We start from the raw sequence: 21806 nt of genomic DNA, 5'->3' as shown, positions 1-21806 counted from the left end.
CAATAATTGCTTTACAGCTTTAAGACTTATTGAATCAAAGAATTAATTACTAGAAAGTGAGTAAAAATTTAGAAAGATTTTCTTCTTGGTTTAAATCCAGTTTTTTGCGTAAGCGATAACGATGCAGTTCAACGCCGCGAAAAGAAATATTCATTAAAGGAGCAATTTCCTTTGAAGAAAGGTTCATCTTTAAATAGATACACAGTTTAATATCTTTTGGGGTTAGCTTTGAAAATTTCTTAGAAAGCTTTATAATAAATTCATTGTGAATCTGATTTAAATTACTTTCAAATGTTTCCCATTCGTGTTTATTAACTGAATTAATCTTAATGACTTTTTTAATTTCGCTTTTTAGTTTATTAAAATCAACATCAGAATCCAAAATTTCTTGAATACTTTCTATCATTTCGCTTTGCTTAGCAATGGAAAGCGATTTACCCGCTACTTGAGAAGATTTTGATTGTAATTCTAATTCTAGTATATGTTTTTCATATTCTTGGCTATTGAGTTCGTTAGCTGCTTTTAACTCCATCTCCAAAATTTTATTTTGATGCTTCAATTCTTCATCACGCAAAACTAATTTTTGAATATATCGTATTTTGTTCCATTTGTAATATAAATATAAGATCAAAGCTATAATGATAAGATAAAGCAAAACCATCCACGCAGAGAAATACCAAGGGTTAGCAACAGTAAATTCAAAATTTCTCAGTGAGACATAATTTAGTCCATCATTTATATAAATAGTGATTTTGTTCCTACCGCTATTCAAATTATTCAATACAATTAATCCGTTATTGACAGCAGTGTATTCTTTTTCTTTATTTAGTTTATAATAGAAATTAGGTTTTGCAACTCCAAACAATCCCGATAATAAATGAAATTTGAGTTCAGAATTATAAGGAATAGTTGATTTATTAGATATGAGACTATCGTTTACAAAAACTTCAATACTTAAATCAGACTTTTTATTTTTAATGAATTTGATAGGAAGCGAAATAAATCCATCATCTAAATTTAATAAGTAGTTATTGCTATTTTTATGAATTTTTAAATTATCATTAATGATCTTTCCTCTATAATATTTTTCTTGAATCAAATGACGAATAAAAATACTTCCCTCTACATTAATAGTATAAAGAAGTCCGTTTTCTAAAATCAAAAAATTATTTTCATCAATAGAAACAATATTGGATACATTTTTAAAGTTGGTGTTAAATAATGAATTGAGTTCTAACTGATCTGTTATCGAATTATATGTGTACCAAAGTTTATTGATTAAAAATAATATCTCTTTTCTAAATTCAAATATCTTCACTCCATAATCATTTCTCAAATTGCTTCGATTAGAAACATTTTCGATTAAAGTGGTCTCATTGGCATCATTGTACAATATTCTATATAAACCTCTATTATTATCAGCTGCCCATATCTCATTTTTTCGGCTTTGAGCTGCATATTTAATCGGTTTTACTAATTTTTGAACGATGCTATTTTTATTTAAATCATTTATATCATTATAAATCACAATTCCACTATAAGTAGCTTGCAGGTATGAATTATTGATAGAGCTTTTTGTTAAGTTCCATCCTCCATTTATCGAACTTAATTTATAAAACTCATCCTTGTCGTAAACAAATGTTCCTTCGTTATGACCAATTATATACCTATTTTTAATTTTACTAATATTCCATGCTTGCCCTTGCGTGTTTGGAATTAAGGACAGCTGCTTACTTTCATACTTAAAAACCCCATGATTAGAAGCCATTAAGTAGCCAGAAGGTAGATTTACCACGGAGTACACAGATCCTAAAATACCTGAATTATCGTAAAAAATAGAAATGGGTGAATTGACCTCAACATGTGCAATTCCATTGTCAAGACCTAACCATAAGTCCTTTTCCCCATCAAGTGTAATACTCAAAATTGAATTATTCATCAATACATTATCCCTATTGATATTTTTGTAACTCTTGGTGGCAAAATCATAAATAAAAACGCCATTGTTAGCAGTTCCTATTGCTAATTTTTGGTCGGGAATAAATAGAGCAACGTTGATACTTGCAGCTTTAAAAATATTATTCAAGGGATCAGTCCAAGGGTTTATGACACCGTTTTCTACAACGAAAACTCCATTTTTTTTGGTAAAAATATATGTTTTATTCTGGTACTTTTCAATGGCGTGAATCACATTATTTTCTAGTACAGACCAGCCTTTTATTTTTTCAAATTTTGAACCATTCATTTTATATAATCCATTGTAAACAGAACCAATTAGCAACTGGTTCTCAATTACAAAACAATAAGAAACAAGAAAGGGAAATTTAGTTTTTTGAATTGTCTTTCCATCATAATCGAAAAGTAAATTAAAAGATTGGAAATACGTTTTGCCTTTGAACGTAAAGATTTTCCATATTTCTTCGTTATCAATATCGTCAAAGACTTTCGTTTTATTCGAAAAGGAAACATAGAACATTTTACCGCTTTTGCGATACCAGTATCCAAATTCTTTATAGGAGCCTGTATAAATGCGGTCACCAGCTATAAATACTGATCGGATAATAGTTTTATTTGGTAAACTATATTTCTCCCATTTTACACCATTGTAACGCACTAAATAATAATTATTAGCAAAATACATCGCCTTATCCTTTCCTTGCGCTACACTCCATATTTGATTGTCACCATGATAATCAGACTTGTTGTAATTTTCAACAAAGGGAAGTAAGTCTTGGGAGTAAATTGAGGAGGAGAAAAAATATAATAGCGTTATTATTATGATTCTTACTTTCAAAATGTGTAATTTTATGTTCAAATATAATCAGATTTATGCGATATAATGTATAAAAAAAGCTTCTAATTAAAGAAGCTTTTTTCGATATGATAATTATTTTTTAGGTTACCAATAGTTCAAATACCTGATTGGCAATTTCAATCTCTTCATTTGTTGGAATAACCAAAATTTTTGTTCTCGAATTGGTTGTATTGATTTCTCTAATTTCTTTAGAACGCAATTCATTTTTATTTTCGTCTAATTCGATACCAAAATATTCCATATCGGTGCAAATTAATTTTCTTATATAAGATGAATTTTCTCCAATTCCCGCCGTAAAAATAATGGCGTCTAAACCGTTTAGCACAGCAGTGTAAGAGCCAATAAATTTTTTAATACGATAGGCATTCATAGCTAAAGCTAATTGACAATTGACATCTCCATGCTCCGCTTTATCCTCAATATCTCTTAAATCACTATACCCAGTAAGACCTAACATGCCACTTTGTTTCTGCAGCATCGTATTTACCGCCTCAAGCGAATAACCTAGTGAATGTACCAAATAGAAAATGACAGACTGGTCTACATCACCGCTTCGTGTTCCCATTATCAAACCATTCATGGGTCCGAAACCTAAAGTATGATCTATACTTTCTCCGTTTTTTATAGCGGTCATACTACAACCGTTTCCTAAGTGTATGGTAATAATTTTTGAATCCTTATTAACTGAATTTTGAGTTAAATAATGAATGGCATTTTCTGAAACGTATTTATGACTCGTACCATGAAACCCATACAATCGAATTTTATTCTCTGTCAAAAGATAATTAGGTAACGCATACTTATGTGCTATAACTGGAATTGTTTGATGGAAAGCCGTGTCAAATACTGCTACTTGCTGGGCTGTATTGAAAATCTCTTCCGCCACAATAATTCCTTCTAAATTTGCCGGATTATGCAAGGGTGCCAAATCAAAAAGCTGTCTGATTTTTTCTTTAACTTCCTCTGTTATAATAACGGTATTAGAAAAACTACTTCCGCCGTGAACTACACGATGTCCCACAGCATCAATTTCATCAGTACTTGTAATGACGCCAGCTTTTTTGTCCATAAGTAATTCAGCAATTTTTTCTAAACCTATTTTATGATCTGGAATAAATAGTGATTCCTCTATTTTAATTTTGTCGGTTACATAAGTTAAATTGGAAATCTCTAATCCTATCCTGTCAATCATCCCTGAACAAATCACTTTATTGGCTGGCATGTCAATAAGCTGGTATTTTATTGAAGAGCTACCCGAGTTTATAATTAATATTTTCATTGAAAAAATATGCTTTTAGCTTTTGGCTTTTAGCCAAGAGCTGTTAAAAATATGGTTATTTTTTAAAACTGATTTCTAAGCTTTATATCCTATTTATTCTAAAATCCTTGCGCTTGAATGGCTGTAATAACAACCGTGTTGATTATATCATCTACAGTACAACCACGACTTAAATCGTTTACCGGTTTGTTAAGTCCTTGCAACATAGGACCAATAGCTAATGCACCTGTTTCACGCTGTACCGCTTTGTATGTATTATTTCCTGTATTCAAATCAGGAAAAATTAAAACGCTAGCTTGACCAGCTACTTCAGAATTTGGCATTTTGCTTTTGCCTATCTCAATATCTACAGCGGCATCGTATTGTATAGGACCTTCAATTTTTAGATCGGGACGTTTGTTTCTTACGATTTCAGTGGCTTCCCTAACCTTTGTTACCTCGTCACCTTTTCCAGAAGAACCAGAAGAATAAGAAAGCATCGCTATTTTTGGTTCAATACCAAAAGCCAAACTAGAATCAGCCGACGAAATGGCAATTTCTGCCAGTTGGGCTGCAGTAGGATTTGGATTAATGGCACAATCACCAAAAACGGAAACACGATCCTCTAAACACATAAAAAACACGGAGGAGACAACACTACAATTAGGCTTTGTTTTTATAAACTGCAAAGCTGGCAAAATTGTGTGTTGTGTAGTATGTGCTGCTCCAGAAACCATTCCGTCAGCATCTCCTTTATAAACCATCATAGTTCCAAAATAGGACACATCCTCCATCAAATCTTTGGCCATAGCCAAAGTTACATTCTTAGCTTTACGCAGTTCATAATAAGTGTTAGCATAATCTTCATAATATTGCGACTCTTTAGGATTTAAAATTTGGACTTTAGAAAAATCCAAGATTAAACCTAATTCTAATACCTTACTTTCTATTTGTTTTTTATTTCCAATGATCGTAATATCTACAACATCCATTGCAATTAATCTAGCAGCTGCCATTAATATTCGGTCATCATTGCCTTCTGGAAGAACAATATGCTTACGGTGTTTTTTAGCTCTTTTTACTAAATTATATTGAAACATTTTAGGCGTCATTCCTTCCGCTTCAAACGAATTTAATTTGATAGCTAAATTATCTAAATCAACATATTTCTCAAATGTATTTATAGAGGTCTCAATTTTTAACTTGTTATCAGCATAAATTTTTGATTTGATGTTTCCAAGTTGATTTGTGATACCATAAGTTCCACCTTCTACAGCAATTATAGGTAAAATAGTGGTCAATCCTTCGATCAGTTTTATAATACTGATTTCAGGAATAATATTTCCAGTAAGAACGATACCTGAAATAGAAGGATAATTAGCCGATTCATTGGCTTGTAAAGCACCCAGAATAATATCAGCTCTATCGCCAGGGGTTATAACCAAAGCATTTTCTTTAAGATGAAGTAAATAATTATGCAATTGCATAGCGCCTACGCTAAAATTTCCCACCTCATTATTCAAATATTCCTCACCGAATAAAATTTTAGCGCCTAATACATCCACAATTTCTCTTATGGTTGGATTATTCAAACTTGAAATTATAGGAATTGCATTTACTAAAATTTCAGCTGGAAGGTTAGACTGTAATCCATCAGTTACTAACTTAATGTTTTCTGGTTGAACCTTGTTAGCAATTACTGCGAGAACTTCTACATCTTTAACTTTAAATGTATCGTAAGCGAGATAAAGACTGTCGATTAATTCTTCTAAAGTTTTACCCACTCCTGAACCGACTATAATTGTTGGAATTCCCAAATTTTTAGCAATTAAAACATTCATGTCTAATTCGATTACGGTGCCTTCTCCGCTAAAACTAGTACCTTCCACTAAAACAAAATCAAACTGCTCTTCTAATCGCTTATACTTTTCAATAATAAGATCTAGAACATCTCCTATTTTTCCCTTATTTTTTTTCTTAATCAATTTACTTTTGGTAATGGCAAAAGCATCCTCAAAGGCGATGTCCAAACCAAAATGAGAGATAACAGTTTCAATATGATTATCTTTTTTACCATCTTCAAAATCTTCAATAATAGGTCGAAAATAACCCACTTTTGCTGTTTTACCTATGAGCATACTCATCAAACCAAGTGTGACAATAGATTTTCCACTATTGTGCTCACTCGTTGCAATATAAATCGCTTTATTCATTGTTTATTTTATTATTTTTTAAAAATCTTGCTTCCTTTTTTGACCTTTGTTATTTAATTAAAACCATTTCCTTTTTTTAAAATAAACTAACATCGCAATTCCAATTAGTATCATTATCCCAATGACTGTATAATAACCATTGCGATAATGCAACTCTGGCATAAATTCAAAATTCATTCCGTACACACCTACAATAAAAGTCAGCGGAATAAATATTGCTGAAACTATAGTAAGCGTTTTCATAATTTCATTCATCTTGTGCGTTTGTGAAGAAAAATAAAAATTAGAAGCACTTTCTAATGTACCTAAATCAGATTCAATTTGTTCTAAAAGTTCTAAACTTTTTTGATGCAGTCGAGAAAAAAAACCAAAACTATCCATTTCAATTGCGCTATAAATAGTATCATCTTTCATACTCTTGATCCCATAAAGTGAATCTCGAAGCGGAATTATTGATCGCTTTAAAAAATTAAAGTTGTCTCTGTGTTTTTCTATTCGCTCTAGCGTTGATGGATCAGCGCTCTCTTTAGAAATAGTAATTAATTCTTCCACTTTATCTTCTTCATTTTCTATTGTAATATAGAAATTTTCCATTACCGCATCTAACAGAATATAAAGTAGATAATCGGCTTTTTTTGTTCTCACTAATCCTGAATGTGTTCTTATTCGTTCCCGAATATGAGTGAAAAAATCAGATCTTTTTTCTTGAAAAGAGATTAGAACACCATCTTTTAAAACAAAACTAATTTGTTCAATATTTATATTGTCAGAATCCGCAGCTGGTAATAAAGACTTTATATTAAAAAATAAAACATCAGCTGATTCTTCTAATTTAGTTCTTCTCGAAGTATTTAAAATATCAGTTAACATAAAACTATCAATTGAAAAATAGGCTCCAATAGCCTGAACCAATTCAAGATTATTTAAGCCGTGGATATTGAGCCAATTCGTTTTTTGAACGCTGATACATTTTTGCAAATCTGAAACATCAAAATCATTGTATTCAATTAAATCTACAGTGTCATAAACAAATAATTGCATTTGAGATTCCTGCCTTTTATGATTCCCAGTATATTCAAGATGATATGGATGCAATTTATGACCTTTCTTATATTTAATTTTTCTCATTCAAAAAGTTTATAGTATTATAAAATTGGAACTATTTCAAAACATATTCTATTTCAATATATATTTTTTGAAATGACGATTATTATAATGTGTACTAAGTAACAAAAATAAGCAGAAAATAATAGCCTATTATTGAGAAATGTCATAAAATAGTTTTAAAATTACTTGATAAACAATTGTTAATTTGACAAAATTAATTTACTATATAATTAGAATTCAAAATATATTTATAGATTTGAAAATAATTAATAAATAAATGTAAGATTCTTTCATTTCAGCACTTAAAATTAAATATTAACTATAATTCTATCAACTAAATGATTAAAAAAACATTATCCGTACTTATGATGTTTCTCTTTTTGTCTTCAGTTCAAGACACAGTTGCACAAAGCAGTAAAAAGAAAAAAGCAGATAAAAATGAACCTACTAAAACAGAGGCAAAAGCAGCTGACACTAAAAAAGAGCCAAAACCATATAACAAAGTTATTGATACATCAGCGGTAACACAACTGGGTTTGCTAACTGTTCACAAAATGGATAAAAAATATCTATTTGAAATTCCAGATACTATTATTGGTAGCGAAATAATGACTATTACGCGCTATTCTAAAACACCTGCTGGTGGAGGAATATTTGGTGGTGAAGAAATTAATCGGCAAGTTGTTCGCTGGGAAAAAGGGTTAAACGACAATATATTATTACGTTCAATTACTTATGTAATTATGTCTCCTGATGAAAATAAGCCTTTGGCGCAAGCAGTAAAAAACTCAACTTCAGATCCTATTATAGGAAATTATGATGTTTTAGCCTATAATAAAGATGCTTCTGGAAAAATTACAGGCTATGTTGTTGATTTATCGGCTACATTCGACGGTGATGTCCAAACATTTTCACTAGATCCTATTAAAAAGCAGATGTTAAACATTCAAACATTTCAAAAAGATAGGTCCTTTATTTCTAAAGTGAGTAGTTTCCCAATCAACACTGAAATTAGAAGTGTAAAAACATTTACTACAACACCACCAAAAATCAACACTACCCCAACACCAAAAGTGGGCGTTGATTTACCATCAGCATTAGATGCGGGAGTTGTCACGATGGAGATGAATACATCGATGATCTTATTACCAAAGACACCAATGCGTAAAAGAGAATTTGATGCACGTGTGGGTTATTTTGCAAATCAATTCGGCAATTTTGAAGAGGAGTCTCAAAAATCAGATTCAAAAGTATTTGCAGTTAGATGGCGTTTAGAGCCTAAGTCTGCTGAAGATGCTCAAAAACAAAAAAAAGGCGAACTAATAGAACCATTGAAACCGATTGTATATTATATAGATCCTGCAACACCTGATAAATGGAAAAAATACATCAAACAAGGAATTGATGATTGGCAAATTGCCTTTGAAGCTGCTGGATGGAAAAATGCAATTCGTGGGGAATATTGGCCTGAAAATGACCCAACAATGAGCCTTGAGGATGCCCGTTTTTCAGTTTTACGATATTTTGCTGCTGAAATCCAAAATGCTTACGGTCCTAATGTTCATGATCCAAGAACTGGAGAAATTTTAGAAAGTCACATTGGTTGGTATCACAACATCATGAGTCTTTTAAGAAATTGGTACTTAATTCAAACGGCAGCAGTTGATCCAGCGGCTAGAGCTAAGAAATTTGATGATAAATTAATGGGAGAATTAATCCGTTTTGTATCTTCTCATGAGGTGGGACATACCTTAGGATTGCGTCATAATATGGGAGCAAGTGCAGCAACACCTGTTGAAAAATTACGTGACAAAGAGTACCAAGCTAAAAATGGACATACATCCTCTATTATGGATTATGCCCGTTTTAATTATGTTGCGCAACCAGAAGATGGAGTAACTGACTTATTTCCTAGAATAGGTGATTATGACAAATGGGCTATTAAATGGGGTTATTCTTATTTTGAAGATGTAAGTACAGAAAAAGAAGAAAAAGCGATTCTAAATGAAATGACTAAAGAGGCTTATAAAGATAATCGCTTATGGTTTGGAACAGAAACAAGTCCTTATGATCCAAGATATCAAACAGAAGATATTGGTGATAATGCGATGCGAGCTTCTGAATACGGGATCAAAAACTTAAAAAGAATTCTTCCAAATTTATTAGAATGGTCTAGTGAAAAAGGAGAAAGTTATAGCGAACTCGATGATCTTTATAGCGCTCTTACAGGCCAATTTAGAAGATATATGGGTCACGTGACTAAAAACGTAGGTGGAATTTATGATTCTCCTAAAACCTATGATATGACAGGAAATCAATTTACAGTTGTTCCAAAAAGTATTCAAAAAGACGCTGTATTATTTTTAAATACACAATTGTTTACTACTCCAAAATGGTTATTAGATCAAAACGTAATTTCGAAAATTAATCCAGAAAATGGAGTTGAAGTAGTTAAAGCGATGCAAGATGCTACTTTATCTAGTTTGATGGCTGGAGATCGAATGGTGCGACTAATGGAAGGATCAGCAGCAAGTAAAGACAATTATTCAGTTGATGAATTAATTACAGACTTGAATAAAGGTATTTTCTCTGAAGTTAAAAGCAATACGGCTATTGACATCTATCGCAGAAACATACAAAAAGTGTATGTTGATAAATTAATAGAATTATTAAAACCGGGTTCTGCCACAGTTAGAGCAGTTCCTGTAGGTGTAACATACGGCTTTACTACAAAAAGAGTGAATCTTGCTCAAACAGATTTACCTTCGATAGCAAGAGGTCAGTTGATTGATTTAAGAAGTAATTTGCGATTATTTGTTCCAAAAACAGCTGATCGTATGACTAAATATCATGTCCTTGATTTAATTTCAAGAATTAATGAGGGTTTAGATCCAAAATAAAATAAAGCACATTTAAAAAAAAAGGGAAGGTAGTTTGACTATTTTCCCTTTTTTTATATGGTGTTTTTGATTGCAGGCTTATCTATTAAAACTTAAACAGTTTAAAAACTATATTTATGAATTTTTACGTAATTTATGATAGGACACGTTTATTAGTAGAGAGATATTAATTTGTATTTTAAACGCTACGATAATAAAACATAAAAACTTATCTTTCCTGTATAAAAATGTAGCATTTAAATGAGTAATATATTAAAATGAAAATAAAACCAATTCTATCTATTGTATTCTTACTTACTAATATAATAGTAATTGCGCAAAATAATGAAACCAAAGAAGCAGCTATCTTTCTGGATTCTAGTTTGCACTCGCAAACCACACTTAAATATTTTGATCCAGAGTCAATCGCATCGGTTACTGTGAAAAAAAATGACACGATAATTCATAATAAAAAATACTATGGTCAGATTTACATCATTTCAAAAAACGAAAAGGATTACGTTTTTTTAAATTTAAACCAAATTAAAAATGAATTTACAAAAAACGAAAGTCTTGATATTCTCTATATGATAAATGGAGAATTTGTTAAAGAAGACATACACTCTATTTTATTGGATCGCAATTATATTCTCAAAGTTGAAGTAACTAATTCAACTGAATTTTATAATTTAAGAGCGAATAAAAATGAGTTTAGCATTATCAATATTTTAACCAAAACTAAGAAAAATATAGATGAAAAAAGTAACGTTATACTTAGAAGCCACGAGTCAATTGGGATTAAATAAAACGTAATCTAATTTTTTAAAACCTATTAAGAACTGCAACTTAACATAGAACATCCCACTTTATTTCTTGCCCAGTCTGGTCTTTTGGCAAACCATTTTTCATACTTAGGTTGTTCATCATACGGATTTTTAAGCATTTCAACTAGTTCGATTAGTAATGAATAATCCTCCTTTTCTGCAGCATCAATAGACAATTGTGATATATAATTGCGCAATACATATTTAGGATTTACTAAATTCATTTTGACTTTGCGTTCATCATCTGTTATTAACTCTTTTTGGATACGAACACAATACTTCTCTAACCAATTATGCCATTCCGATAATAAAATGTCCTCAAGACCATTTTCATTATAAAAAGCAATTTTTATTTTTTCAAAAGCGGTTATAGTTGATTCTTCTTTTTTAATAGCACCTAAATTCCTAAAGAAAATAGTCATGTCTGTTTCTGCTTTTTCGAGCAATTGAGTCAATTGTTCTACTAGCGATAAATCATTGTCTCGTTTCTCTTGCAAACCAAGTTTATTTTGCATCATCAATAAATATTGCTTTTCATACATCACACTATATTCATCAAGTATGGCTTCTAGCGCTTTAGCATCTTCAATTAAAGGATATAAAGCATTTGCTAATTGGTATAAATTCCATAGTGCAATTTCTGGTTGATTTCCAAAACGATATCTTTTATTTTGACTGTCAGTAGTATTTGGCGTCCAGCCAGAGTCATAATCTTCCAGCCAGCCGTAAGGTCCGTAATCTATCGTTATACCGTGAATAGACATATTATCAGTATTCATAACGCCATGAACAAAACCCACGCGTTGCCAGTCCACGATCATCTCTAATGTACTTTGAGTAACTTCCTTGAAAAACGCTAAATATTTATTGACTCCCTCTTGTTTTATAAGTGGAAAATGTTCTTTAATTGTAAAGTCAGCTAATAATCTCAAATTCACAATATCTGTTCTGGACGCAAACATCTCAAAACTTCCAAAACGAATAAATGAAGGAGCAATTCTACATACAATAGCTCCTCTTTCATAAGCAGGATTTCCATTATATAAAACATCTCGCACTACTTGGTCGCCTGAAAGCATTAAAGATAGCGACCGTGTTGTAGGAACACCTAGATAATACATGGCTTCGGCACATAAATACTCTCGAATAGAGGAACGCAAAACGGCAAAACCATCTGCTGTTCTGGAATACGGAGTAGGTCCTGCTCCTTTTAATTGCAGCGTATATGTTTTATTTTCGTGAACAACTTCGGTTAGATTTATGGCACGACCATCGCCTAATTGTCCCGCCCAGTTGCCAAATTGATGTCCAGCATAACAAAGTGCAAAGGGTTTGGTTTCTGGATAAATGGTGTTTCCTGAAAAAACATTTAAAAATTCTATTGCATTAATATCTTCTTGTGAAATACCTATCGAATTTGCCACTTCAATTGAGGCGTGAATTAATACAGGTTTTAAAGGTTTAATTGGTTCTACATAAGAAAAAGCAGCATTTTCTACTTGTCGTGGATAATTTTCTATAGTGGCATCAGCTGGAAGCTCTTTAGTGAATTTATTTTGAATGTGAAGTTTCATCTTTAACGATTTTTTATCAGATTAGTAAAAAATAGGTTTCTACAAAGGTATTTGATACTGTGAATGCATATTGAATTTTATCAAAATTTTATAGTTTGAGCCGACTAAACTTACTAACAAAAAATTTGAATCAAAAAAAAACCTGTTTGCTGATGCAAACAGGTTTTTCAATACATACCATTTTTTAATTAAGAAAGTGCAGCTTTTACTTGGTCTGCAGCTTCTTGAAACTCAACAGCAGATAAAATTGGCATTCCTGAATTATCAATTAATTCTTTTGCAATAGCGGCGTTTGTACCTTGTAAACGAACAATAATTGGCACTTTAATAGCATCACCCATGTTTTTATAAGCATCAACAACTCCTTGAGCAACACGATCACAACGAACGATTCCTCCAAAAATATTGATTAAAATCGCTTTTACATTTGGATCTTTCAATATAATACGGAAAGCAGTTTCAACACGTTTTGCATCAGCAGTTCCTCCTACGTCAAGAAAATTTGCAGGCTCAAAACCAGCATATTTAATTAAATCCATAGTCGCCATCGCTAATCCAGCTCCGTTTACCATACATCCTACTGAACCGTCAAGATCTACATAATTTAAACCTACTTCTTTTGCTTCTACTTCGATAGGATTCTCCTCACGAATGTCGCGCATGTCAGCATATTTCTTTTGTCTGTATAAAGCATTATCATCGATATTTACTTTAGCATCTACAGCCATTATTTTATTGTCAGATGTTTTTAACACTGGGTTAATTTCAAACATCGAAGCATCAGATCCAATATAAGCATTGTATAAAGAATCAATAAATTTTACCATTTCTTTAAAAGCATTTCCAGAAAGACCTAAATTAAAGGCAATTCTTCTTGCTTGAAAACCTTGTAAACCTACAGAAGGATCAATTTCCTCAGTAAAGATTAAATGCGGTGTATGCTCAGCAACTTCCTCAATATCCATTCCACCTTCAGTAGAATACATGATCATGTTACGTCCTGTAGCTCTATTTAATAATACAGAAACATAAAACTCAGAAGTTTCACTTTCTCCAGGATAGTAAACATCTTCAGCAATTAAAACTTTATGCACTCTTTTACCTTCAGCAGAAGTTTGTGGAGTGATTAATTGCATCCCAATAATTTGCTCTGAAATTTCTTCAACTTGCTGTAAATTTTTAGCAAGTTTTACTCCACCACCTTTACCACGTCCACCTGCGTGAACTTGGGCTTTTACAACGTACCAACTTGTACCTGTTTCAGTAGTTAATTGTTTTGCTGCAGCAACGGCTTCAACTGGACTGTTTGCAACGATTCCACGTTGAATGCGAACTCCATAGCTTGCTAAAATCTCTTTTCCTTGATATTCGTGTATGTTCATAATATAGAATTTGTCTGGCTTCTGAATTTCTTTCAGATTAAAAGTGCCACAAAAATAGCAAAATTCATCTGAATACAGAAATCTTTTTAAAGTTTAAAAGAGATATTACAATTTAGTTTAAAATAGACTATCTATTTATCAAATGTCATTAACATTTAAAATTAAGAAAGTCATGTAAATTGTTCTGTGAAGTGATAGCGGTAAGAAAATGCAGACTGGGACTATATTATGTTAAAAAACAATAATTAAAATAGACTGACCGAGGTATCGAGATATGTTTAAATTAAATTATTTGTTTATGTAAATGGTAATCACTGAAAACACAACGAAATGAAAGTTATTGTTTGCCGGTTTAGCCATTATATTAAAAACATCCTCTTCACATGAAGAAGGTTGTGATATAAATTGGTTAATTAATACTAAAGAATTCATTTCTAACGATAAAGGCGAATTAATTGGTTTAAAAACTGTTGAAGTGGCTTGGAAAATGATTGCCGGATCAAGACCTGAATTAACGGAAAGAGAAGGATCAGAGAAAATTTGATCTTGCGATTTAGCGTTAATGGCTTTAGGATTTACAGGACCCAAAAAACATTAAGTGATCAATTAGGTTTAGAAGTCGATTTTAAAAACAATTATCAAACCAATAAACCACACATATTTATCGCAGACGATATGCGAAGAGGCCAATAGTTAATTGTTTAGGCAATATCTAAAGGTCGAGATGCCGCAAGAGAGATTGACCAATATTTAATGGGATATACTGATTTGCCAACAAAAGAAAAAGATGATTTACCAATAATGTAATTCAAATTAATAATGCCCAAAGAACGTGGTGATAATCTTTCATTGAAGGCCAATTGTATAAAGATCAGCCAAAATATACACTGCAATTATAAATTGTGAAATTGCTATTTTAAAGTCATTTCGCTATTAGTAAGATACTGCTGAAAGGTTTAAATTGAGAAATATAAATACTTAAAAATATAACAAAACTTACGATTTTTTAAACGTTTTGTAACTTTTTGTTATATTTTGTGATAATCGCTTATTATCTTGTAAAACTAAATAAAGAATAATAAATTTGCGTAAAATAAATAATCATGCAATCAAAAGATTTACTTCAAGTGGCGGAACAATTTGGCAGTCCAGTATATGTGTACGACGCCGAAAAAATACAATTCCAATACAATAGATTATCAAAAGCTTTTTCGAAAGTAAGTAAGCTGCGTATTAATTATGCTATGAAGGCTTTATCTAATGTTGCCATCTTGCAATTATTGAGAGACATGGGATCAGGTCTTGATACCGTTTCTATTCAAGAAGTAATGTTAGGATTGCACGCTGGTTATGAACCAGAAAAAATATTTTATACACCAAACGGCGTTTCGTTAGAGGAAATTGAAGAGGTAAATGCTATGGGAGTACAAATTAACATAGATAATTTATCAATATTAGAGCAATTTGGTACAAAATATCCAGAAGTTCCTGTTTGCATCCGTATTAATCCGCATGTGATGGCGGGCGGAAATGCAAATATTTCTGTAGGTCACATTGATAGTAAATTTGGAATTTCAGTGCATCAACTACCTCATTTAGTACGTATAGTTGAAAATACAAAAATGAATATTGTTGGTATTCACATGCACACGGGATCTGATATTCTTGACATTGGAGTGTTTTTATATGCCGCTGAAATATTATTTGATGCTGCTAAAAGCTTTAAAAACTTGGAATTCTTAGATTTTGGAAGTGGTTTTAAGGTACCTTACAAAAAAGATGATATTGAAACTGATATTGAAGAGTTAGGTAAAAAATTATCTAAAAGATTTAATGCTTTTTGCGTTGAGTATGGAAAAGAATTAACCTTAATTTTTGAGCCAGGTAAATTTTTAGTTAGCGAAGCAGGTTGTTTTTTAGCTAAAGTTAATGTGGTAAAACAAACTACATCTACAGTTTTTGCTGGAATTGATAGTGGTTTTAACCATCTAATAAGACCTATGTTTTACGGTTCGCAACACCATATAGAAAACATATCACATCCTAAAGGGAAAGAACGTTTTTACTCTGTTGTTGGATATATTTGTGAAACGGACACTTTCGCAAATAATAGAAGAATAGCCGAGATTAAAGAAGGTGATATATTAAGTTTTCGCAATGCGGGGGCATATTGCTATTCGATGGCATCAAATTACAATTCCCGTTATAAACCAGCAGAAGTGTTGTGGATGAATGGAGAAGGCCATTTAATTCGAGCTCATGAAACATTTGAAGATATATTAAGAAATCAAATTCCTTTACCTCAAGCAGTAGAAACTGTATAAACTGAAAAATCCCATTTGCTAGAACAAATGGGATTTTTTTAGCAATAAGTAGTCTTAACAAATTGCATATTTTATAGAAAAATAAAATGTTGTTAACATATTCAATGAAGTAGTTTAATTACTTTTGAGATTATTATTAAACGCCACAAGCCATGAATAGACGGAAATTTTTTAAAAATGGTTCTTTATTTGCCATTGGATCGACACTTTTAAATCCTTTTGAAGGAAATGCAAAAGAACTGAATTTTGATACATTAAATAAGAATAAAAAAGCTAAAAATATTATTGTAATTGTTAGCGATGGAATGAGTATCGGGACTTTAAACATGGCTGATATTTATCTAAATAGAAAAACAGGAAAAGGGAGTAACTGGATTCAGTTGTATAAAGACAATAAAGTTGCCCGCGCGCTGATGGATATGTCATCAGCTTCATCCATTGTAACTGATTCAGCTGCGGCTAGTTCTTCATGGGGAAGTGGATTTCGAGTTAAAAATGGCTCACTAAATGTTGGTATTAATGGAGAAGAACACCTTCCTATTTGGCAAAAATTCAAAAAAGCGGGAAAAATGGCGGGCTGCGTGACTACCGTTCCTATTACCCATGCCACGCCAGCAGGATTTTGTATCGCGTCAAAAAGCAGAAATAGTCAAGATAGTATTGCCGAAATGTATCTTGATTTAAAATTTGATGTGATGATGGGTGGCGGAAATAATTATTTCGCATCGGATAGTCGAAAAGACAAACGAGATATGTATAAGGAATTTTCGAATAAAGGATTTTCTGTCATCAAAAATAAAAAAGAAATGCTTTCTTGCGATAATTCTAAACCGATACTTGGTGTATTTTACAATGATGGACTTCCATATTCAAAGGACAGAGAAAGCAGTAAAGAATTGACAGAGGCTATTCCCACCTTAGCCGAAATGACAAAATGTGCCATTGATAAAATGAAAGATCATCCAAGTGGATTTGTACTGCAAGTTGAAGCTGGAAAAGTAGATTGGGCAGCCCATGGAAATGATATTGCAGGATTGCTTTATGATCAAGTTGCTCACGATGAGGCGGTAAAAATTGCAATTGATTTTGCCGAGAAAGATAAAAACACTTTAGTTATTATCACTACAGATCACGGTAACGCTAATCCAGGAATTATCTATGGCAAAAATGCCGATGATAATTTTGATAGTATTCAAAATTATAGACAAACTAATGATTGGATATTAAATGGAGTTGGTCAAGAAACTACAGTTTCACAAATGATTGACAGAATTGAATATGCAAATAAAACCATTGTTAAAGAAGAGGAAGCTAAAGAGATCTTAAATTTTTATTCCAATATAAAATTGGAAGACGGACTTTATAATCCAAGGCATTTGCCTTTTAAGGTTTTAGCTGATATCCAAAAGAAATACAATTCGGTGGGCTGGATTAGCATGGATCACTCCGCTGATTATACTGAACTTGCAATGTATGGACCTGGAAGTCATTTGTTAAAACCTTTTATAAAAAATACCGATTTGCATTATTTAATGTTACAAGCGGCAGAAGTAGAAAATAAGTTTTAAATATCTTTTACAAAGCAAAAAACTCCTTTCATATTTTACGAAAGGAGTTTTTTTTTAAATACAAATAGCAATTAGCTTTATTTCTTTTCAAAAAGCGTTTCTAAAATTTCTGATTCTGTACCATTTGGAAATGGGATTTTCAGCATTTGTGAAAGCGTAGGAGCAATTTGAGTAATTAATCTTTTAGAATGAAGTTCACCCTTTGGCACATGCCATCCATAAAAGAGTAATGGTACATGCGTGTCATAACTATTTGGCGAGCCATGTGTAGTTCCAGTATCATAATATTGCATATAGCCTGTTTTATCAAGTATTACGATATCGCCATTTTGTTTTGGATCATATCCTCTGGCGATAAAGCTTAAGAAATAGTCGCCACCTGATGATGCTAAAATCTCTTCTTCTGTATATACCCTTTTTACTTGTTCTTGTGTCATTAAAAAATCTTTGAAACTTTGCTTCACTTTTGTAAATTCCAACCCTTTTTGTTTGATAATATCTCTGTTAAAGAAAAGATTAAAATTAGAATAATCTAAAATCAGATCAGCACCAAAGGTTTCATTTGAATATTTTTGTAATGAGGAAACAATTTGTTTTGAAGGAATATTTTTTACGTTATACTTATTGTCTTTTAAATAATTAGCATTTTCGGCTCCAGCATGATCAGCTGTTAAAAAAATCAAGTAATTATTTTTACCAACAGTTTTATCAAGATAAGTTAGAAAATCAGCAATAGTTTGATCTAAACGTAAATAAGTGTCTTGCAATTCCATAGAACGAGGTCCAAAAGTATGTCCAACGTAATCAGTAGACGAAAAGCTTACGGTCAAAAAATCAGTAACATCATCTTTCCCTAATTCCTCTTTTTCAATGGCTTTCATTGCCAAATCTGCCAAAAGATCATTTCCAAAAGGAGTGGTTCGCAAAACATCAGCTCCTTTATCTTTATAAATAGCGCTTAGATCATACGGGAAAACAGGCGGTTTAGCTTTATTTATTTTTCCTTCATAAGGATTGTCATCGGAAAGACTTTCATTATAAGTGGCAATTGGTTTGAGTAAATTCCAACCTTTATTGATATAGGTCATGTATTTTTTTTCTTGGTTAAAGTCGTTTACCCATTTTGGTAATTCATCTCCATAAAATGTACTGGATACAAATGAACCTGTTTTGCTGTACCAAAAAGCCCAGTTTGCAAAATGACCGGCTGGTAAAATTGCTCCTCGATCTTTAATACTTATACCTATCACTTTTCCTTTAAAGTTAGTAGCCATACGTAACTCATCAGTAATTGTAGTACTTAATAAGTTTTTTGGCGACATTGCGCCTTCTTTATCTGAACCGTCGCCTAAGGTTTGTACGCTAGCATCATCAGTGCAGTACATATCTTTACCCGTTGCTTTATTAAACCAATCATTCCCTACAATACCATGAGTGGAAGGTGTAGTTCCTGTGTAAATACTTGCATGTCCTGGTGCCGTATAAGTGGGCATATAATTATAATGCATATTATGAAAAGTATATCCATCATTCATTAACCTCTTGAATCCATTTGCAGTGTAATCATCAGAAAATCGATATAGATACTCCATTTTCATTTGATCAACTACAATTCCTACTACTAATTTTGGTCTTTGTTGCGCTTGAGACCCAGCTGTAATGACCAATGTCAAAAGCATTAAAATTTTTTTCATATCGTAATTTTATATTTTACAAAAATACAAATTAAAGTTTAACTTAGCCCTGACTAAATTAATCAGAAAATAGGCTCAGCATATATATTTCAAGTTGAAATATATAGATAATAAAAAGAAAAATGGTTGTGACTTTTATAAAAGTTAATAAATTGTGGTGTATTTCTACACTATTATTACAGAGGAATATTGATATGAATAGTTGCTTTAAAAATATTTGTTTGATGCAAATAGTACTATAAAAAGTAATTAATAATAATTTTAGAAATTTTAAAATAATCGAAATCATAGAATGGTAAAAAAAATACTTGTTTTTCTTCTGATCGTTTTTCCTTTAATTGGAAACGCGCAAGAGTATGTGGATGTTATAGGCATAAACTATTCAAAATCGTTAGATACTAAATATTCTTCTAATTCAGAAAGTACATCAATATCTATCTTTGATTCAAAAGTACTTTTGCCTATTGTTTTAAATGAAAAAACAGCCGTTATTACAGGATTTGATTTCAGCATAAAGAGATTGAAATTGTTTCCGAATGAATCTTTTTCAGAACTATATTATACTAGGCTAAAATTAGGAATTACAACTGAGCATTCTGATAAATGGACAGGGACCTATGTATTATTACCAGTAATAGCATCAGATTATAAAAATTTAAATTCAAGTGATATTTACATAGGAGCAATAGCATTTTGGACCAATAAGATCCGTAAAGACCTTAATTATAAGTTTGGCTTTTACACAGGAAATGAGAGATTTGGGTTCTTTTTCACGCCTTTAGTTGGAATATATTATAAAAGTCCAAACCTAAAATACGAGATAACTGCTTTGATGCCGGGTATTTTCGATGCTAATATGATTTTAAATAATGACTTAAAATTAGGAATCGATTATAAAGGAATCTCGGAAACATTTAGATTACATGATGAGAAGAGACCGCCGACCTATGCTGAAAACAGCACATTAGAGTTTTCAACTTATCTTGAAAATAACTCACTAATAAAAAATCTTTTGCTAAGACTCAAGGTGGGATACGCGACAAATGATTATTATGTCTATGATCTTCAAGATAAAATAGATTTTTCATTGACTCCAGTAAAATTTGGAAATAATAGAACTAGATTAAATAGCAGTTTTAATAGTAGTGTATTAATAAAAATAGAAGCTATTTATAGATTTAATATCTCTTCAAATAAATAGCAAAATCAAGTAGTAAATAAAATCAATTCTTAAACATTTTTTACGAAAGAAGCATTAAAGATAGAAAGTATTGATCTACCAGTAAAAAGTCAAATTGGAATTCTACAATTATTAATAAATAAAACTGTCAATCAAGGATCTTTTTAAATTCTTGTCAGCAGAAGTTTTTTTATAATATTTTTCTCCGAAATACTAAAAAAGCAGCTCTAGCGGTGTATTTTTATCTAAATAAGGTTCCTCCATTACCTAGGAAAAAAAATGAATTAATTAAGAATTTAAATATTAATTAAAGAGATTGGAATAGCATTTCCTACTAAATACGATTAATATAGTTTTATAGGGTAGATTAATAAAAAAAATGATTTTTAAATACCATAAAGAATGAAAATAGAAATGATTTAAAATATCAGATCATAAGTATCCACAGATTTAGTTATCAAAAATTGGTATGAAGATTCGTGTTTGAAAGACAATCTATTTAAAAAGTTAAAGGAACAAATATTATTTATGGTCAGCAATATTTATAAATGATTATATAATACTATTTATATTTAAAAGGCATTATAAAATGCAAATTAAAAGATAGCATATAAGATACATAAAGTGATAAAATATTTAATTACATCACTTTTTGAAAGTTTTATAGTAGAGGTTAAGCGTAACATTTCTGCAATCTTCTATAATCACAGTTACCTAAATGCGCGATAAGGATAGCCTGCTAATTGTTGGTTCAATAGCTAACAGTAAGTCTTAATACTGAAATCATTTGTAAACAAAAAAACACCAATTAGTTAGAATCATGGTTTTTCAATAAAATTCTACTGTCTAATTATCAGCAATGACACCTATCAAGTCTCACACATACTACAATTTTTTATAAACAAAAAACCCCTCACAAAGTGAAGGGTTTTTCTAAAGAAAGGCGACGACATACTCTCCCACATAACTGCAGTACCATCTGCGCAGG

The 21806-nt window shown here is 31.3% G+C and carries 12 protein-coding genes and 1 pseudogene; 6 read left to right on the top strand and 7 right to left on the bottom strand.

Going from position 1 to position 21806, the window contains the following annotated elements; translation table 11 throughout:
* Positions 1 to 49: 49 nt before the first annotated feature.
* From RCH18_RS10240 to corA, 4 genes are all read right to left on the bottom strand, one after another.
* Positions 50 to 2794 carry a histidine kinase gene (locus tag RCH18_RS10240; protein WP_326936659.1) on the bottom strand — a complete coding sequence of 915 codons (2745 nt, stop codon included), beginning with the start codon at positions 2792 to 2794 and terminating at the stop codon, positions 50 to 52.
* A gap of 100 nt (positions 2795 to 2894) precedes the next feature.
* On the bottom strand, positions 2895 to 4094 hold the full coding sequence (locus RCH18_RS10235) for an acetate/propionate family kinase (RefSeq protein ID WP_326936658.1): 1200 nt from the start codon (positions 4092 to 4094) through the stop codon (positions 2895 to 2897).
* A 98-nt stretch (positions 4095 to 4192) separates the two neighbouring features.
* On the bottom strand, positions 4193 to 6286 hold the full coding sequence (pta, locus tag RCH18_RS10230; RefSeq protein WP_326936657.1) for a phosphate acetyltransferase: 2094 nt from the start codon (positions 6284 to 6286) through the stop codon (positions 4193 to 4195).
* Between the two features lie 57 nt (positions 6287 to 6343).
* On the bottom strand, positions 6344 to 7414 hold the full coding sequence (corA, locus tag RCH18_RS10225; protein ID WP_326936656.1) for a magnesium/cobalt transporter CorA: 1071 nt from the start codon (positions 7412 to 7414) through the stop codon (positions 6344 to 6346).
* Between the two features lie 317 nt (positions 7415 to 7731).
* On the opposite strand from corA, the gene RCH18_RS10220 reads away from it, so the two are divergent.
* Together RCH18_RS10220 and RCH18_RS10215 are read left to right on the top strand one after the other, a co-directional pair.
* Positions 7732 to 10293 (top strand): zinc-dependent metalloprotease, encoded by a 2562-nt coding sequence (locus RCH18_RS10220; RefSeq protein WP_326936655.1) that lies wholly within the window; start codon positions 7732 to 7734, stop codon positions 10291 to 10293.
* A gap of 257 nt (positions 10294 to 10550) precedes the next feature.
* The gene (locus tag RCH18_RS10215) at positions 10551 to 11078 is read left to right on the top strand and encodes a hypothetical protein (protein ID WP_326936654.1); all 528 of its coding nucleotides are present in this window, start codon (positions 10551 to 10553) and stop codon (positions 11076 to 11078) included.
* A 26-nt stretch (positions 11079 to 11104) separates the two neighbouring features.
* Here the strand turns inward: RCH18_RS10215 and RCH18_RS10210 are convergent, their stop codons facing one another.
* Both RCH18_RS10210 and sucC read right to left on the bottom strand, forming a co-directional pair.
* Positions 11105 to 12670 carry a protein adenylyltransferase SelO gene (locus tag RCH18_RS10210; protein ID WP_326936653.1) on the bottom strand — a complete coding sequence of 522 codons (1566 nt, stop codon included), beginning with the start codon at positions 12668 to 12670 and terminating at the stop codon, positions 11105 to 11107.
* Positions 12671 to 12858: 188 nt separating this feature from the next.
* On the bottom strand, positions 12859 to 14052 hold the full coding sequence (gene sucC, locus RCH18_RS10205; protein ID WP_072990607.1) for an ADP-forming succinate--CoA ligase subunit beta: 1194 nt from the start codon (positions 14050 to 14052) through the stop codon (positions 12859 to 12861).
* A 364-nt stretch (positions 14053 to 14416) separates the two neighbouring features.
* On the opposite strand from sucC, the pseudogene gltD reads away from it, so the two are divergent.
* The 3 genes and pseudogenes from gltD to RCH18_RS10190 all read left to right on the top strand — a co-directional run.
* Positions 14417 to 14859 (top strand): annotated as a pseudogene (gltD, locus tag RCH18_RS10200) (glutamate synthase); the annotation flags it as partial.
* A gap of 296 nt (positions 14860 to 15155) precedes the next feature.
* Complete coding sequence (gene lysA / locus RCH18_RS10195; protein ID WP_326936652.1) at positions 15156 to 16376, top strand: diaminopimelate decarboxylase; 1221 nt, start codon at positions 15156 to 15158, stop codon at positions 16374 to 16376.
* A gap of 152 nt (positions 16377 to 16528) precedes the next feature.
* Positions 16529 to 17944, top strand: coding sequence for an alkaline phosphatase (locus RCH18_RS10190; RefSeq protein WP_326936651.1), 1416 nt, complete (start codon positions 16529 to 16531; stop codon positions 17942 to 17944).
* 77 nt (positions 17945 to 18021) lie between these two features.
* Here the strand turns inward: RCH18_RS10190 and pafA are convergent, their stop codons facing one another.
* Positions 18022 to 19638, bottom strand: a complete 1617-nt coding sequence (gene pafA / locus RCH18_RS10185) for an alkaline phosphatase PafA (RefSeq protein ID WP_326936650.1) — start codon at positions 19636 to 19638, stop codon at positions 18022 to 18024.
* Between the two features lie 292 nt (positions 19639 to 19930).
* On the opposite strand from pafA, the gene RCH18_RS10180 reads away from it, so the two are divergent.
* Positions 19931 to 20839 carry a DUF6268 family outer membrane beta-barrel protein gene (locus RCH18_RS10180; protein ID WP_326936649.1) on the top strand — a complete coding sequence of 303 codons (909 nt, stop codon included), beginning with the start codon at positions 19931 to 19933 and terminating at the stop codon, positions 20837 to 20839.
* Positions 20840 to 21806: the final 967 nt, after the last annotated feature.

It is taken from the genome of Flavobacterium sp. PL11, from assembly GCF_035985025.1.
Taxonomy (GTDB): domain Bacteria; phylum Bacteroidota; class Bacteroidia; order Flavobacteriales; family Flavobacteriaceae; genus Flavobacterium.
Note: the sequence above shows the minus strand (reverse complement) of the source record. Positions and strands in the feature narration are given on the sequence as shown.